Genomic DNA, 13,868 nt, shown 5'->3' with positions numbered 1-13,868 from the left:
CGCGTCGCACGCTTGCGATCGCCCGGAGGACCCGACGGCGGCTGACCCACTTGCGCGGGCGCACGCCGCCGGGGCGGCCGGTCGCCTGCAAGGGTGCCTCTCGATGCGCGCCGAACGGCGGGGGGGGGGGGGCCGCTACGCGGCGCCGATCCAGTCGACGTCGAGCCGGTCAAAGCCCGAGCGGACGCCTTCGACCGTTACCTTGCGACCAAGGAACTGGCGCGCGCCAGGCTCCGCGTCGAGCGCGTAGACCCCGCCGCCATCGACCTCGAGGATCAGACCGCGTCGCGAGTCCTTGAGAAATCCTGTGACACGATGCCGGGTCCCCATTGGCATGGCTGTGCTCAGTGAGCCTGGCAGTGAGACACTGGCGCCTCAACCGGTTCGGACCGGCCGCCGATCGCCTGATCGATCGAGTTGCCCATGCGAATAGCCTGACCGAGCGGGCCCACAAAGCGTTGGTCGACGAATGGCGAGGCGCTTGCATGATATTGCTGCGGCAGTCGAGCAGCGCCCCCCGGCGGCGCAACACCGTCAATCAATCTCGTCTGCCAGCCTGTTCTGTCCCGAAGCATGATTGCGTTCCCCGAACCCCTCCGGCGAAGTCCGTTCATCAAGCGTTGCCCGAGTGTCGGCACTCAGCCGTTCCAGGGCGAGAGCAAGATCGGCCTTTGCAAATGGTTTGGCAAGCAGCGGGAGGGAAGGGTCAATTCCATCTCCTTCGGTATATCCCGAGATGACCAATATCCGCGTCGATGGACTGACCCTTCGCGTGGCGAGCGCGAGCTGGCAGCCGCTCATTTGCGGCATCAGGTGATCGGTAATCAGGATCTCGGGCAAGAAGCCGGTCCGGATCATCTCCCATGCCTCAACCGCAGACGAAGCGATGGTCAATTCAAAATTGAGATCCTCCAGCATTTGAGCGGTCGATTCCCTGACTTCATCCTCGTCGTCGACCAGCAGAACGCGGCCGCCGGCCAGGATGCTCGTGACGCGGGGTTCCGCCTGCGGTGCTTTCGCAGCCGCCTCACTCTGGGGCAGCCAGAGGCAAATCTCGGTGCCTGTTCCAGGCTGGCTGTCGATCGACAGCGCTCCACCAAGCTGAGCGGCAAGCCCGTGTGCCATCGACAGACCAAGCCCGGTTCCTTTCCCGATCCCTTTGGTCGAGAAAAAGGGTTCAATCGCGCGCTGGCGGGTTTGCTCGTCCATGCCGACACCAGTGTCGCGCACGCACAGGAACACAAATTCGTCGTTCGGGAGCATGGCAGGACGATCGGGCCGGTCCGTAGCCCGTCCAACCGAGATCCGCAGCGTCCCGCCCTCTGGCATCGCATCGCGCGCGTTGACGCTCAGATTGAGCAGCGCCATTTCGATCTGGTTCGCATCTGCATGCGCGGACGGCACATCCGATGGTGCTTCAAGATCGACTTTCACCCGCGGGCCAACCGTGGTTTTCACCAGGTCGAGCATGTCGCTGGTCAGATCGGACAGATTGACCGGTTCGGGGCGGAGCGGTTGCCGACGGGCAAAGGAAAGCAGGCGATGGACCAGCGTTTTCGCGCGGTCGGCGGACTGAAGTGCACCAGCGATGAGTCGTCGATCACGCTCGTCGCCAAGGCCCTTGTGATGCAGCCGATCCAGCGCCCCCAGGATCGGGGTGAGAAGATTGTTGAAATCGTGCGCGACCCCGCCGGTCAATTGCCCCATCGCCTCGAGCTTCTGCGACTGCCGTAGCGCTTCTTCGGCATTGACCTGCGCCGTCACGTTCCTGCTCGCGCCCATGATCTTTGTAACGCGGCCGTCGGGCCCCTTCAGCGGCACCAAAGTTGTGTCCCAATGCTGGGGTCCGCCATTCAACTCAAAAAAGTCGCGGCGATGATCGATCTCTCCCGTTTCGACGACGCGACGATAGCTTTCGAGCACCTGATCAACGGCACCCGGCGGCAGGATTGTCTCGACAGGTCGTCCCTGAACGCGATCGAGCGCGAAGCCCACGTCGCGCGCATGCGAAGGGTTGATCTGCTCGACGAGAAAGCTGCCTTCGGCCGTGACCGCGATGACAAACAAAGAGTCCGGCGTATTTTCGAAATAGGCTCGGTACAGAGCGTCTACTTCACGCCTTGCCCCTTCGGCGTGCTGCAGTTCCAGCGTCCGCGCCTCGACCCGCGCTTCCAGTTCCGAATTAAGCTGGCGAAGCTGATCCTCCACCGCGATTCGCTCGATCACAAGCCGGATTCGCTCGGCCATCTCTTCCATGAAGGCGATTTCGTCCGCCCGCCATGCCCGCGGCTCGCGACCATTGAGATAGACGATCGTTCGCAGTTGACCGTCGCGAACGAAGGGGACGACCAGGATTGATCTTGTATCGACGTTGCGCGCGGTTTCGAGCGTGCGGGCCTCATCGCTCATGGCCGTTGCGAAGAGATCATCGATGACCACCGTCTCGCCAGCGCTGAGCGCGGCGACGATCTTCACTCCGAAGGCTGCGGCAGGAAATCGACCGTTCAGGGGTGGCACGCTGCCGTCGGTCCAGCAGATCCGATAGTCAAATTCGTCAGCAACCGGGTCAAGATCGCCGAGCCCCGCGCGGGAGACTCCGAAATGCGTGCACAAGAGTTCGGCGACTTCGGTCAGCGCATCTTCGGTTTTGGAGCCGCGCAAGATATCGGCGACCTTCAGACGCAGCATGCTGCGCGCCTCGCGCCGCTCCGCGCGAACGAACATTCGGTCGAGCTGCGCAGCCCCCAGCGACAAAAGCAGGATCAGAACGGTGATGACCGTGACGGCGATCGCGAGGCTGGTCTGGCTGAAACTCGCCGCACCTGGCACGGTATCGACCGGGCTGTTCATCGTGAATATGGCTGCGGCCATTCCGGCATAGTGCATGCCGGCGATTGCAGCCCCCATGATCACCGCAGCAAGCAGCTGCCAGGGCGTCTGTCGATCACGCGAAACCAGCCAGATAGCGCTCGTCGCGGCCACGACCGCAATGATCACCGATACCGCCACCCAGCGCCAGTCATAGCTCAGAGACGCCGGCATTCGCATGGCGGCCATGCCAAGATAGTGCATCGCGACCACACCTGTCGCGATCAGCAGGCCTGCGATGACGATCCGCGCCCGCGAAGCGTGCTGCCAGTTGAAACTGGCAAGACCAGCCCCCGTAAATCCGACCGCGAGTGCCAGCGACACGAGAGTTAGCGTCAGCTCATACTTCATCGGCATGCCCGGCATGCTGAAGGAGAGCATCGCGACGAAGTGCATCGACCAGATCCCACCGCCCAGCGCGATCGCGGCCGCGGCGAGCCAGGCCAGCCGTGCCCGTCCTTGAGACGCACGGATTCGGCGGGCAAGCGTGAGCGCGGTGTAGGAAGCAAAGATCGCGACCGCGACCGAGAGAATCACCAGATTGTGATCATGCGTGCCGGGCATGGTCATCGCGTGACTTGATCCCATCATGCTGTTTCGAGATCAGTGCCAAACATGATCGACATGTGGGGGACTTGCGTGTTCACGTAAACAGCCAATGCACAAAGCGCCCATCGCAAGTCCCTGACAGAAAATGCGGTTTCAGTCGGCGATGGGTGGAATGAAGGCGCTCAATACGGTCCATCCATGAATAGACCGCGGGCGTCCGCGAGGCTGTGTCGACCTTCCGCCTACTGCGTGCGGGTTCCGGACGGCCCCGCGTCGCTACGACCCTTGGTCGCGCCAGCATTGAACGCCTGCCCGCTTCTAGTCCGGACCGGTGACCCGCCGCCAACAAATGACGGGCGTCTTGAATCTCAGTGTTCCAGATAGGTCGCTACCGCGTCGGCGCTGTTTCCGACTGCATCGACCGCCTCCTGAAGTGTTTCACGGCTGACCCCGAATTTGCCGGTCCAGTAGCGTACCTCATAGTCCTCGCCCATTGCGATACGCGAGGCATCCTGAGGCGCGCGAAGCGTCTTGTCATCGCTCATGGCTCTCTCCTTCAGGCGCCTGAATTGTCGAAGGGCAGGCAAGGTTCCCTCCGAAATGAACGAAACAGGAGCATTCCCGCTGGCGCCGCCTTCCGGGCGCGAGATGTGCTTCGTTTTCGAGACGTGGCGTCGCAGATCAGGAGAGAAAGAGGGCGGCCGGTTCGGCCGTGACGGGTCAGGGCTGAGAGAGAGGCTCTCGGCGCCCGTCGCGGAGACGCTCCATGGCAACTGTCCTCAATCACCCATCCGCGCCGCTTCGGGCTTCGGCGCCCTATAAGGTCGATATCTCGCGCGGGTCCCGCATCGGGCGAGTCTCGTCCGAGTGGTTCTCGCGGCCTGACGATGAACGCTATCTCTCGCTGGGCGAACTGCACGCCGCAACCATGGCGCGGGCGCGCAGGGCGACCACGCGTACACTCGAGTCCCGCGCGGTGCGGGTCGAGGCCAGTCGCGATGATCCCGAGCGGCTGGCGCTGATCGTACCGGATCGCGATGTGCCGGTTGCGCCGACCCACTGGTCATTCGGCCAGCTATGCAGCTTGGTCGGCGCACCCTCGGGATATCTGCGCGACTTACCGGCACCGCTCGCCGGCATCAATCTTCAGCACGGGCTGCTCTCGCACCGCGCCGAACTGATCAAGACGCTCGAGACCGAGGACGGCCGCACTGAGCTTCGCGCGGTCACCGGCCCCGATTATGGACGGATCTGGGACCATGAGCTTGTCGCAGCCGTGATGAAGATCGCAGGGAACGGCACCGGCGACACGCGCTGGAAGGTGCCCGGTCTGCTCGACTGGTCGACCATGACCCACAATCCGCATGTCGACGTCACGAAGGACACGACCACCCTCTATGCGAGCGATCGCGACGTGTTCCTGTTCCTCGTCGATGATGCGCACCCGATCGAGGCGGGCAGGCTGCCCAATGGCGACCCCGACCTGTTCTTTCGTGGCTTTTACTGCTGGAACAGCGAGGTCGGCGCAAAGTCGCTCGGAATGGCGAGCTTCTACCTGCGCGCGGTGTGCATGAACCGCAATATCTGGGGTGCGGAGGGCTTTGAGGAGATCAGCATCCGCCACTCGAAGTTCGCCGCCAACCGCTTCGCGCACGAGGCGGCGCCCGCGCTCGAGAATTTCGCGACCTCGTCCGCCCAGCCATTCATGTCGGGCATCATGGCGGCGCGGGCGCGGATCGTCGCGCGAACCGATGAGGATCGGCAGGACTTTCTGCGCAAGCGCGGTTTCTCCAAGGCCGAAACCGGGCGGATCATTGCAACGGTACTCGACGAGGAGGGGCATCCGCCCGCTTCGATCTTCGACTTCGTCCAGGGGATCACCGCGCTGGCGCGCGACAAGCCGCACCAGGATGCGCGGCTCGATCTCGAAGGCAAGGGCGCAAGGCTCCTGGCTGCGGCCCGCTGAACCCATTCCCGTTGTTACCTCCGGCGCGGTCCTGCTCCCCCAAGAGGAAGAGGGCTGCGCCGATCCTGTGGCGAAGTGAAGGTCGGGAGAGAGTTTCCTGTCCGCTTCGTCTCATGGAGAAGTGACATGGCGAAAGCCCAACCCAAACTCGTCCTCGCGCCCGCAAAGGGCATCCCGTTCAACCAGCTCGTGCTGTCCCAATCGAACGTCCGCCGCGTCAAGAACGGGGTTTCGATCGAGCAGCTGGCGGCGGACATCGAGCGCCGCGGCCTGCTTCAGAGCCTCAGCGTCCGGCCTGTCCTCGATGAACAGGGCAACGAAACCGGGAGGTTTCAGGTGCCGGCCGGGGGACGCCGCTTCGGTGCGCTCGAGATGCTGGTCCGGCGCAAGCGCCTCGCCTCCGACGCGCTCGTCCCCTGCATCGTCAAGCCAGCCGACGCAGCGATCTCGGCCGAGGAGGACAGCTATGCCGAGAACACCCATCGCGAAGCGCTGCATCCGCTTGACGAATTCCGCGGCATGAAAATGCTGGTCGAGCAGGGCGACGGGATTGAGGATGTCGCGGCGCGCTTTCATGTCACCCCCGCCGTGGTGCGCCAGCGACTGAAGCTCGCCAGTGTCTCGCCGGCCCTGCATGAGGTTTATGCCGCTGATGGCATGAGCCTCGAGCAGCTGATGGCGTTTACCGTCTGTGATGACCATGCGCGACAGGAGCAGGTCTGGGAGCTGGTACAGTCCCACCATAATCAGTCTGCGCATTTCATTCGCGCGCGCCTCAACGAGTCGACAGTTCCGGCGCGCGATCCGCGGGCGCTGTTCGTCGGCATCGATGCCTATGTCGCAGGCGGCGGCTGCGTCCTGCGCGACCTGTTCGAGGAGGATCGTGGCGGCTGGCTCCAGGACGCAGCCCTGCTCGATCGCCTGGTGCTCGAAAAGCTCGGCGCCGAGGCCGAGCGTATCGGCAGCCAGGGCTGGAAATGGGTCGAGGCGGTGATCGACCTTCCCTATGGGTTTGCGCACGGACTGCGCAGGATTGAGCCCTTGCACACGCCACCGACGCAGGAAGACCTCACTGAGGTCGAAAGCCTTCATGCGCAGGCGCAGGCGCTTGAGGATGAATGGGCCAATGCCGACGAAATCCCCGATACGGTCGATGCGCAGATCACCGCGCTTGACGAGCGCATCGCGCAGCTGGCTGGAGGCAGCTGGAGCTATGATCCGGCCGAGATGGCGATCGCCGGGGTGTTCGTCACGATCAATCGCACCGGTGCGCTGGAAGTCGAGGCGGGCTGGGTCCGCACAGAGGACGAGCCGCTTGTCGCGCCGGACCCTGACATGGAGGGCGCGGACGATCGCGAGCGTGAGCCTGTCGCGGCCGGGCAGGATTGCAGCGCTGACGCAGGCAGCGCCGAGGCGGATGGCGCCGGGGCCAGGGCGAGCGCTGAAGGCGAGGCGACCGAGGAGGATGAGGAGGGGCTCAAGCCTCTGCCCGACCGACTGGTCTGCGAGCTGACCGCAGAGCGCACCCTTGCCTTGCAGGACGCGCTCGCCGGCAACCCGGCCATCGCCTTTGCCGCAGTGCTGCACAATTTCGTGCTTGCCTGCTTCTATCATGGGCGCACCGAGAGCTGCCTGACGCTGTCCCTGAACAAGGTCGGGTTCGCGGTGCAGCCATCGGGCATGCAGCACAGTCTCGCCGCGCGCGCGATCGAGGCGCGTCATGCCATGTGGAAGGAACAGCTGCCCCGGTCGGATAAGGAGCTGTGGGACGCGCTGCTCCTGCTCGACGCGGGCGCTCAGGCGGAGCTGTTTGCACATTGCGCGGCCTATTCGGTCAATGCGCTGTTCGAGGTTGCGCCCAAATACGACAATGGCCGCATCTCGGCGCATATGGTCGAGCGCCGGCTTGCGCACGCCAATGTCCTTGCCCGGGGCGTCTGTCTCGATCTGGTCGCCGCCGGCTGGACGCCCACCGCCGAGAATTTCTTCGGCAAGGTGACCAAGGCACGGATCCTCGAGGCGGTGACCGAGGGCAGGGGAGCCGAGACCGCAGCGCTGATCGATCACCTGAAAAAGCCTGACATGGCACGTGAGGCCGAGCGGCTCATGGCGGATGCCGGCTGGCTGCCCGAGCCGTTGCGTACGCCCGAACTGCCCGCCCAGGCCGAACTGCTTGAGGTCAGCGAAGGCGCAGCGCTTCCGGCGTTCCTCACTGTGTCGGGCGAGGGCGCGGACTCGGGTGGAATTTCGCTCGCAATCGCTGCCGAATGAACTCGAGGAGCGGGACACCTGCGTGTCCCGCTCATCCCCCCATTCAGCCTCAGGAGAGCATCATGGCCATCCCCGACGCCTATTGCGCCAATTTCGACACGCTGCTGCGCGCAGCAGCCGACGGCAATCTTGCGCTGGTCGAATGCGCCGACGCGATCACTGGCGATCCCCGCTTTGTGGTGTGCGCCGTTGCCCTTGATCAGGGCGTCTATCGCCTGACCCCATTTGGTCACCTCGCCGAGGGCAACCCGTTCGAGCTTTACCGGCCGCCTGCCGATCCAAGCGAACCCATCGTATAAGGCGCCCGCGCCGTTGAACCCGAAGACGCGGGCGTCGGCCAATTCTGCCTCAGCGGGAGATCGTCATGACGCATTCAGCGAGCGCGATCGCGCGCAAGCTCGCCGGCCAGGCCGAGCGCCTGTGCCGCCGCTATCTTTCGAATGGCCGGCGCGAGGGCAACTACTGGCTGGTTGGAGATGTGCGCAACGCGCCAGGCCGCAGCCTCTATGTCCGCCTGCGCGATGTCCCGGACGGGGGTGGTCGGGCGGGTAAATGGACCGATGCCCAATCGGGCGAACATGGCGACCTGCTCGACATCATTCGGGCGTCGACCGCCTCGGGTACATTCGCCGAGGCACTTGCCGAAGCCCGGCATTTTCTCAGCCTTCCTCAAGAAGCGCCGGCCAGCGCCCACAGCGCGCGTGGGGCGGCGCGATCCGGCTCCCCCGGGGCGGCGCGACGGCTGCTGGCGATGACCCGACCGATCGTCGGAACACCGGTCGAAACCTATCTGCGCGCGCGTGGTGTCCCCTGTGTCGCCGACCTTGATGCCCTGCGCTTTCATCCGCATTGCTGGTATCGGCGATCGTACGATGACCGCGATGCGCCGCGTGCGATGCCCGCGATGATCGCGGCAGTCACCGATGTCGCGGGACAGGTCTCAGGCGCGCATCGCACCTGGCTTCGGTCCGACGGCACCGACAAGGCAGCGGTCGCGTGTCCGCGCCGTGCGATGGGTGAACTGCTCGGCAATGGCGTCCGGTTCGGAGCAGCTGCAGCGGTCATGGCAGCAGGCGAGGGCGTTGAATCGATCCTCTCGCTGCGTGCTGCTGTCCCGAGGCTGCCGGTGATCGCGGCGCTCTCTGCAGCGCATCTCGGGGCGCTCGCGTTCCCGCCCGAACTCGTACGGCTCTATGTAGCTCGGGAACCCGACCAGGCAGGGCGCCGGGCGTTCAACGTGCTGAGTGAGCGTGCCGCGCGGAGCGGGATCGACGTCCTGCCGCTCGACAGTGAACGTGGCGACCTCAATGCCGATCTTCGCGCCATCGGCCTCGCGCGCCTGCGATCCCGCATCCTGGCGCAGATGTTCGCCGAGGATCGCCCCTGACCTTTCGCAGCGAGCCTCACCCGCATCCCGGTTGCGCAAGGCCGCGTCACGCGCCTTCCCAAGAGGGCGACGGGTCGGCAGCGCGTGCGCCAGCGCAACCCGTCCGCCCGGCTATTTTCCGCCGCTGCGCCCCCACGGGGACGCGCTTTGCATCGCGAAGCAAATTAGCCGCGCTCCCGGGTCCTTCGCTCCCGCTCCGGCGCCCGCCGGCTGCGCCGTCCGCTGCGCTCGGGCGTGCGCGGGCGCGCGCGCCGCCGCCTGTTGTCGCCAGGAAGGCCGCGAGCGTCGCGGCTGCAGCCGACAGGAGATAGCGAAATGGACGATGATCACGCGACAGGAGAGGGCGATACCCAGTTCAGCCACCTGCTGCAGGAACTCGAACTCTATGGCCAAAGACCCTTCGAGGACGAACTCGATCCACGGCCGCTCCCCGAGGGCCGACTGGTCGAGGCGGCAGCAGCCGACACCTTTGATGCGATGGCGGCATGCCTTGCCGACACGAGGCTCGAACCCGAGCTTGAAGACCTGCTTTGGGGGGTCGCCAATGTCTTCCACCGCGCTGCCGAGCGCGCCGACCATCAGCTCGATGCCAACGAACTTGCGCAACAACGTTCGCAGCGCGAACAGGACGGCTCGGAGGTCAAGTCTGTCGAACTCGAGACGCTGATCGCGCAGGGCCGCACGATGATCGAGCGCCGCGACGCAATGGAAGCGTTCCGCGAGGCGTTTGCCGAGCAGTTCCGCCACTATCTGCGCAAGCCCTGGCTGCCCAGATCCGGCTCGATGCTCAACCGGCGCGCGATGACCGCATCGGTGATTGAAAGCCGCGAATTCATAAACGACCGGCGCCATGCCGATGCGACCCTGCTCGTGCCGCAGGGCGCGCGCATCTATCTGAGCGGCGGTGCGGACTATGCCGACCATCGCAAGGTCTGGCTCGTGCTCGACCAGGTCCATGGCCGCCATCCGCAGATGGTGCTGCTGCACGGCGGATCGCGCACGGGTGCCGAGCATATCGCTGCGCTCTGGGCGCGCGAGCGCAAGGTGCCTCAGGTGCCGGTTGCGCCCGACTTTGCGCGGCACAGCCGCGGCTCGGCGCCGTTCAAGCGCAACGATCAGGTGATCGGTCTCATGCCGCGCGGGATCATCATATTCCCCGGTGGCGGCATCCAGGACAATCTGTTCGACAAGGCGCGCAGCGCTGGCATCGCGATCCTTGATCACAGGCGCCGATGATCGCTGCCTCGCTACCGGCAAGGGCCGGGCGAGCCGGTCTTTGGGCCCGCGCCGGCGCGGCGCAACGCGGGGCTGCGCCCCGCGTCCTCCACTGGCGTTGCGGCCCTGCGGGTGCGCCCCGCCTCCTGGCGCGAACCCGAACCGTCTCTCCCCCCGGCCCTGGCCGACGCGATGGAGAATGATCGATGACAAGCGACCTTCGCAGACTGCGTCTTGCCCTTGACGCCATGCCCGCGCCCGATCGCGCCGTGTTCGAGCGCGCACGCTTTGAGCAACTCGACTTTGCGGCGATTGCCGCTGACCTTGGCATCGGGATCGAGGAGGTCGAGCGGCGCCTTGCATGTGCGATGGCGCATCTCGTCTCGTTTCATGCCGAGCCGCACCAACATTGAGCATAGGACAAGCCACCGCTAGGAACCGATCATGCGTGTCGATCTCGATCATCTTCCCCAAGTCCAGCAGGCTGAACTGGCGCGCGTGCGCGACACGCTGATGGCCGAGTTCGCGCAGGCGATCGCGACCAGCACCCAGCCCTGGAAGAAGAACGGCAGGATCCTCAAGATCATCCTGTTTGGAAGCTATGCGCGCAACGACTGGGTCGACGAGCCTGAGAACGGCTACCAGTCCGACTTCGACCTGCTTGTGATCGTCAGCCACGAGGACCTGACCGACATCGCTGGCTACTGGTATATCGCCGAGGACAAGATCCTGCACGATCCGGCGGTGCAGCGTCCGGTCAACATCATCGTCCACACGCTCGACGAGGTAAACCGGGCGCTCCAGCGCGGTGAGTATTTCTGGGCCGACATCGTTCGCGACGGCGTGGTGCTGTATGAGCTGCCGCAGCATCCGCTTGCGGCGCCTAAGCCGCTCACCCCTGCGGATGCGCTGGCAATGGCGGAGAGGTACTTCGACGACCGCTTTGCGGATATAGACATGTGGATTGAGGATGCAGACCGGCACAGAGAGCGCGAAGATGATCCTGACCGACGACGCAGACATTCAGCCTTTCTGCTGCATCAGGCCACCGAAACCGCGTACGCTTGCTTTCTGTTAGTCAGGACGCTTTACTTTCCGCGATCACACAACATCAAGTTTCTGCGCTCGCTCTCCGAGGACAAGGAGCCGCGTCTTGTGGACGTCTGGCCGCGCGCGACCCGTATTGAACGGCGTCGTTTCGAGATGCTCAAGCGCGCCTATGTCGAGGCGCGTTATTCACCCAGCTACGAGATCAGTGCCGAGGATCTCGAGGCCCTCGCTGCATCGGTGCGCCAGCTTCGGGACATCGTGGAAGCACTCGGTCTCGAGCAGTTGGAGCGCTTGCGCTCGCAAGCCCCGAGCTGACGTTCCGAGGTCTGGGTTGATGCGCTATGCGCCTGTGACGCGACTAGGCGCTATGCTGCTGGGAGGCATCGCGCATTGCCGGGGCCGACTGCGGCAGTGACGATCGCGAATGCGGGTGCACCTACTAAGTCCGCGCGCGGGGCGTCTCTTCTTCTTCATTTGAATAGGCGCGGATCAGATGTGCGCTGAGTGCGCGCTTCATTGGTCCGGGTCGATGTCGTCCGCAGCGCAGGTCTCGGCATAAGCGCCAAGCGCGGCGAAGGCTTGGCGCCAATGCGCTTCCTGCATCTCCCGCGTGGCCGGGTCGGGCAGGTCGCGATGGTGGAGTGAAACCTCGGTCTGAACCCCGAGCGGCACCAGCTGGATGACCAGGCGAGACGTGCGGGTCGCGTCATGGGTCCAATCGGCTTCAATGAGCTCGCCCGGAATAACGCAGGTGAAGCAGCCATAATCACTGCGGCCCGGCCCACCTTCCGGAACCGCCGCAATCCAGAACAGGCCAGCGTCGCGTGCATCGATCTGGACGTTGGCAACTCGACCGCCGGGTCCTGCCCACCAGGATCGGATATGGACCGGGTCGGTCAGAAGGGAGAATGCCGTGCTCGCCGGCACGGGAAGTCGGGTGACAAGGGTCACGCGCGACATCGACATCATCTTGTATGTCGGGTCGTGCGGAGCTTGCCGGCGGGTGTTGCGGTGCAGCGCATCAGCTGAGTATCTCTTCGCACGCGCACAATTTCAAGGCTGTTTCGTTCCGCGTCGGTCAGCCAATTCTTGTGCCGTCTTGGGCATGGAAAAATGCGGGCCTCAGACCGGCTGGAACATCGGTCGCGCGGCTCTTTGGCGCCTGGCTGTTGCGCCGGCCACGCGTCGAGTGGCCTTGCGGACATGAGCGGAATAAGGCGAGGGCCCGCAGACGCTGACCATGACCGGCCGTTCAACGTCCGCCAAGAGAACGAGGCGCGTCAGGCAGAGACTGGTTGTCTGGGGTTGCGCGCTGCGCCAAAAGACGGGCGGGCGCAAAAGTATTTAGTCAGTTTTAGCCCCATACCGTTCAAATTGATTACAATTTAACATTGCGGTTCATCACATATGGTGGATCCCGCAATTGCGAAATGCTCCGTGAGGAACTGGTTATCTTGACGCCCGCAAACCGTAAGTGGGTTTGCAGATGCTCTGATTATTCCTTTTGCTTGTACTATCTCGCTCAAGGGCGCACGGGATTTCTCGACTGGAGGCAGGCGGTTGGTGGCCAATAATTCGGAATTGATAATTCAGCCGGAAGAGCGACTGAAGGTGGCCGTCGAGGCCGCGTGCGTTGCCGTGTGGGCGTGGCACGTCGATTCGGACCGGTTTTCAATGGATGAACGTGCCTTCGAGCTCTGGGGCGTGCCCCAGGCGGACGAAGTTACGTTCGAGGAATTGTCGGTTCGCATCCATCCCGTCGATCGCGACAGGGTCCGCGCCGCGTTCAACGCGACGCGATCGCTCGTGGGGTCTTACGAGATCGACTTTCGCATCTGCATAGAAGACGACGTGCGCTGGATTGCGGCGCGTGGAAGGGGCGCCGACGACGGCATTCTTGGCCAGGTAATGCACGGAATTTTCCTCGATGTTACCGGTCGCAAGCAAGCCGAGGAGGGCAGCGAGCTACTCGCCGGAGAAATGAGTCACCGGGTCAAAAACCTCCTGACCATCGCTGCCGGCCTGACCCAGATTACCGCCCGCTCAGCCAAATCTGTCGAGGAAATGGCCCAAAAGCTGACGCAGCGCCTGAGTGCTCTGGGCCGTGCACATGACTATGTAAGGCCGCTGCCAAACGAACAGGGCAAGGCCGCGCTGCTTGGCGACCTGCTGTCGATCTTGCTCGCCCCCTATGACGAAACAGCGGCCTTTTCCGGTCGCATCCGCGTAGCCGTCGCCAGAATGGGCGTAGGGGAGAAGGCGGCGACAGCGCTGGCAATGGTCCTTCACGAGCTGGCCACGAACTCGGTAAAATATGGTTCACTATCCGCCGAAACCGGCTTTCTGGATGTTTCGAGCAAGATGGACGGCGATGACATCGTGGTCACCTGGACAGAGACGGGTGGACCGTTAATTGCAGATGCCAAGGCGTTGGAAGGGTTCGGGAGCAAGCTGATCGCCCGCAGCGTGTCGGGCCAGCTCGGCGGCGGGCTGAGTTATGATTGGCAAGAAAGCGGCCTGGTAGTGACTATTCGAATGCGTCGCGACCGGCTTGAAACATAG

General features: G+C 64.1%; 12 protein-coding genes. 8 read left to right on the top strand and 4 right to left on the bottom strand.

The window, feature by feature from the left end:
• Positions 1–135: 135 nt before the first annotated feature.
• The 3 genes from K9B35_RS19640 to K9B35_RS19630 all read right to left on the bottom strand — a co-directional run bounded on the left by K9B35_RS19640 (position 136) and on the right by K9B35_RS19630 (position 3,962).
• Positions 136–336, bottom strand: coding sequence for a DUF5818 domain-containing protein (locus K9B35_RS19640; RefSeq protein WP_224923702.1), 201 nt, complete (start codon positions 334–336; stop codon positions 136–138).
• A gap of 198 nt (positions 337–534) precedes the next feature.
• The gene (locus K9B35_RS19635; protein ID WP_224923701.1) at positions 535–3,438 is read right to left on the bottom strand and encodes an MHYT domain-containing protein; all 2,904 of its coding nucleotides are present in this window, start codon (positions 3,436–3,438) and stop codon (positions 535–537) included.
• 347 nt (positions 3,439–3,785) lie between these two features.
• Entirely contained in the window at positions 3,786–3,962 is a 177-nt protein-coding gene (locus K9B35_RS19630) for a DUF3606 domain-containing protein (RefSeq protein ID WP_224923700.1), read from the bottom strand.
• A gap of 221 nt (positions 3,963–4,183) precedes the next feature.
• On the opposite strand from K9B35_RS19630, the gene K9B35_RS19625 reads away from it, so the two are divergent.
• The 7 genes from K9B35_RS19625 to K9B35_RS19595 all read left to right on the top strand — a co-directional run bounded on the left by K9B35_RS19625 (position 4,184) and on the right by K9B35_RS19595 (position 11,621).
• Positions 4,184–5,383, top strand: coding sequence for a DUF932 domain-containing protein (locus K9B35_RS19625; RefSeq protein ID WP_224923699.1), 1,200 nt, complete (start codon positions 4,184–4,186; stop codon positions 5,381–5,383).
• Between the two features lie 126 nt (positions 5,384–5,509).
• On the top strand, positions 5,510–7,654 hold the full coding sequence (locus K9B35_RS19620; RefSeq protein WP_224923698.1) for a ParB/RepB/Spo0J family partition protein: 2,145 nt from the start codon (positions 5,510–5,512) through the stop codon (positions 7,652–7,654).
• A gap of 62 nt (positions 7,655–7,716) precedes the next feature.
• The gene (locus tag K9B35_RS19615; protein ID WP_224923697.1) at positions 7,717–7,953 is read left to right on the top strand and encodes a DUF6117 family protein; all 237 of its coding nucleotides are present in this window, start codon (positions 7,717–7,719) and stop codon (positions 7,951–7,953) included.
• Between the two features lie 65 nt (positions 7,954–8,018).
• Positions 8,019–9,041 carry a toprim domain-containing protein gene (locus tag K9B35_RS19610; protein WP_224923696.1) on the top strand — a complete coding sequence of 341 codons (1,023 nt, stop codon included), beginning with the start codon at positions 8,019–8,021 and terminating at the stop codon, positions 9,039–9,041.
• Between the two features lie 315 nt (positions 9,042–9,356).
• Positions 9,357–10,277 carry a DUF2493 domain-containing protein gene (locus K9B35_RS19605; RefSeq protein ID WP_224923695.1) on the top strand — a complete coding sequence of 307 codons (921 nt, stop codon included), beginning with the start codon at positions 9,357–9,359 and terminating at the stop codon, positions 10,275–10,277.
• A 185-nt stretch (positions 10,278–10,462) separates the two neighbouring features.
• Positions 10,463–10,669, top strand: a complete 207-nt coding sequence (locus K9B35_RS19600) for a sigma-70 region 4 domain-containing protein (RefSeq protein ID WP_224923694.1) — start codon at positions 10,463–10,465, stop codon at positions 10,667–10,669.
• Between the two features lie 31 nt (positions 10,670–10,700).
• Positions 10,701–11,621, top strand: a complete 921-nt coding sequence (locus K9B35_RS19595; protein WP_224923693.1) for a HEPN domain-containing protein — start codon at positions 10,701–10,703, stop codon at positions 11,619–11,621.
• Positions 11,622–11,819: 198 nt separating this feature from the next.
• Here K9B35_RS19595 and K9B35_RS19590 read toward each other — a convergent pair whose 3' ends face one another.
• A complete protein-coding gene (locus K9B35_RS19590) occupies positions 11,820–12,266 on the bottom strand; it encodes an SRPBCC family protein (protein WP_224923692.1) in 447 nt (148 codons plus the stop codon).
• Between the two features lie 603 nt (positions 12,267–12,869).
• Between K9B35_RS19590 and K9B35_RS19585 the strand changes: the two genes are divergently transcribed.
• Positions 12,870–13,868 carry a sensor histidine kinase gene (locus tag K9B35_RS19585; RefSeq protein WP_224923691.1) on the top strand — a complete coding sequence of 333 codons (999 nt, stop codon included), beginning with the start codon at positions 12,870–12,872 and terminating at the stop codon, positions 13,866–13,868.

Source organism: Sphingomonas sp. R647 (assembly GCF_020177055.1).
Taxonomy (GTDB): domain Bacteria; phylum Pseudomonadota; class Alphaproteobacteria; order Sphingomonadales; family Sphingomonadaceae; genus Sphingomonas.
Note: the sequence above shows the minus strand (reverse complement) of the source record. Positions and strands in the feature narration are given on the sequence as shown.

Excerpts from the sequence above, each read along its gene's own strand:
- K9B35_RS19640 (WP_224923702.1), bottom strand. The coding sequence starts at position 336 with ATGCCAATGGGGACCCGGCATCGTGTCACAGGATTTCTCAAGGACTCG.
- K9B35_RS19635 (WP_224923701.1), bottom strand. The coding sequence starts at position 3,438 with ATGACCATGCCCGGCACGCATGATCACAATCTGGTGATTCTCTCGGTC.
- K9B35_RS19630 (WP_224923700.1), bottom strand. The coding sequence starts at position 3,962 with ATGAGCGATGACAAGACGCTTCGCGCGCCTCAGGATGCCTCGCGTATC.
- K9B35_RS19625 (WP_224923699.1), top strand. The coding sequence starts at position 4,184 with ATGGCAACTGTCCTCAATCACCCATCCGCGCCGCTTCGGGCTTCGGCG.
- K9B35_RS19620 (WP_224923698.1), top strand. The coding sequence starts at position 5,510 with ATGGCGAAAGCCCAACCCAAACTCGTCCTCGCGCCCGCAAAGGGCATC.
- K9B35_RS19615 (WP_224923697.1), top strand. The coding sequence starts at position 7,717 with ATGGCCATCCCCGACGCCTATTGCGCCAATTTCGACACGCTGCTGCGC.
- K9B35_RS19610 (WP_224923696.1), top strand. The coding sequence starts at position 8,019 with ATGACGCATTCAGCGAGCGCGATCGCGCGCAAGCTCGCCGGCCAGGCC.
- K9B35_RS19605 (WP_224923695.1), top strand. The coding sequence starts at position 9,357 with ATGGACGATGATCACGCGACAGGAGAGGGCGATACCCAGTTCAGCCAC.
- K9B35_RS19600 (WP_224923694.1), top strand. The coding sequence starts at position 10,463 with ATGACAAGCGACCTTCGCAGACTGCGTCTTGCCCTTGACGCCATGCCC.
- K9B35_RS19595 (WP_224923693.1), top strand. The coding sequence starts at position 10,701 with ATGCGTGTCGATCTCGATCATCTTCCCCAAGTCCAGCAGGCTGAACTG.
- K9B35_RS19590 (WP_224923692.1), bottom strand. The coding sequence starts at position 12,266 with ATGTCGCGCGTGACCCTTGTCACCCGACTTCCCGTGCCGGCGAGCACG.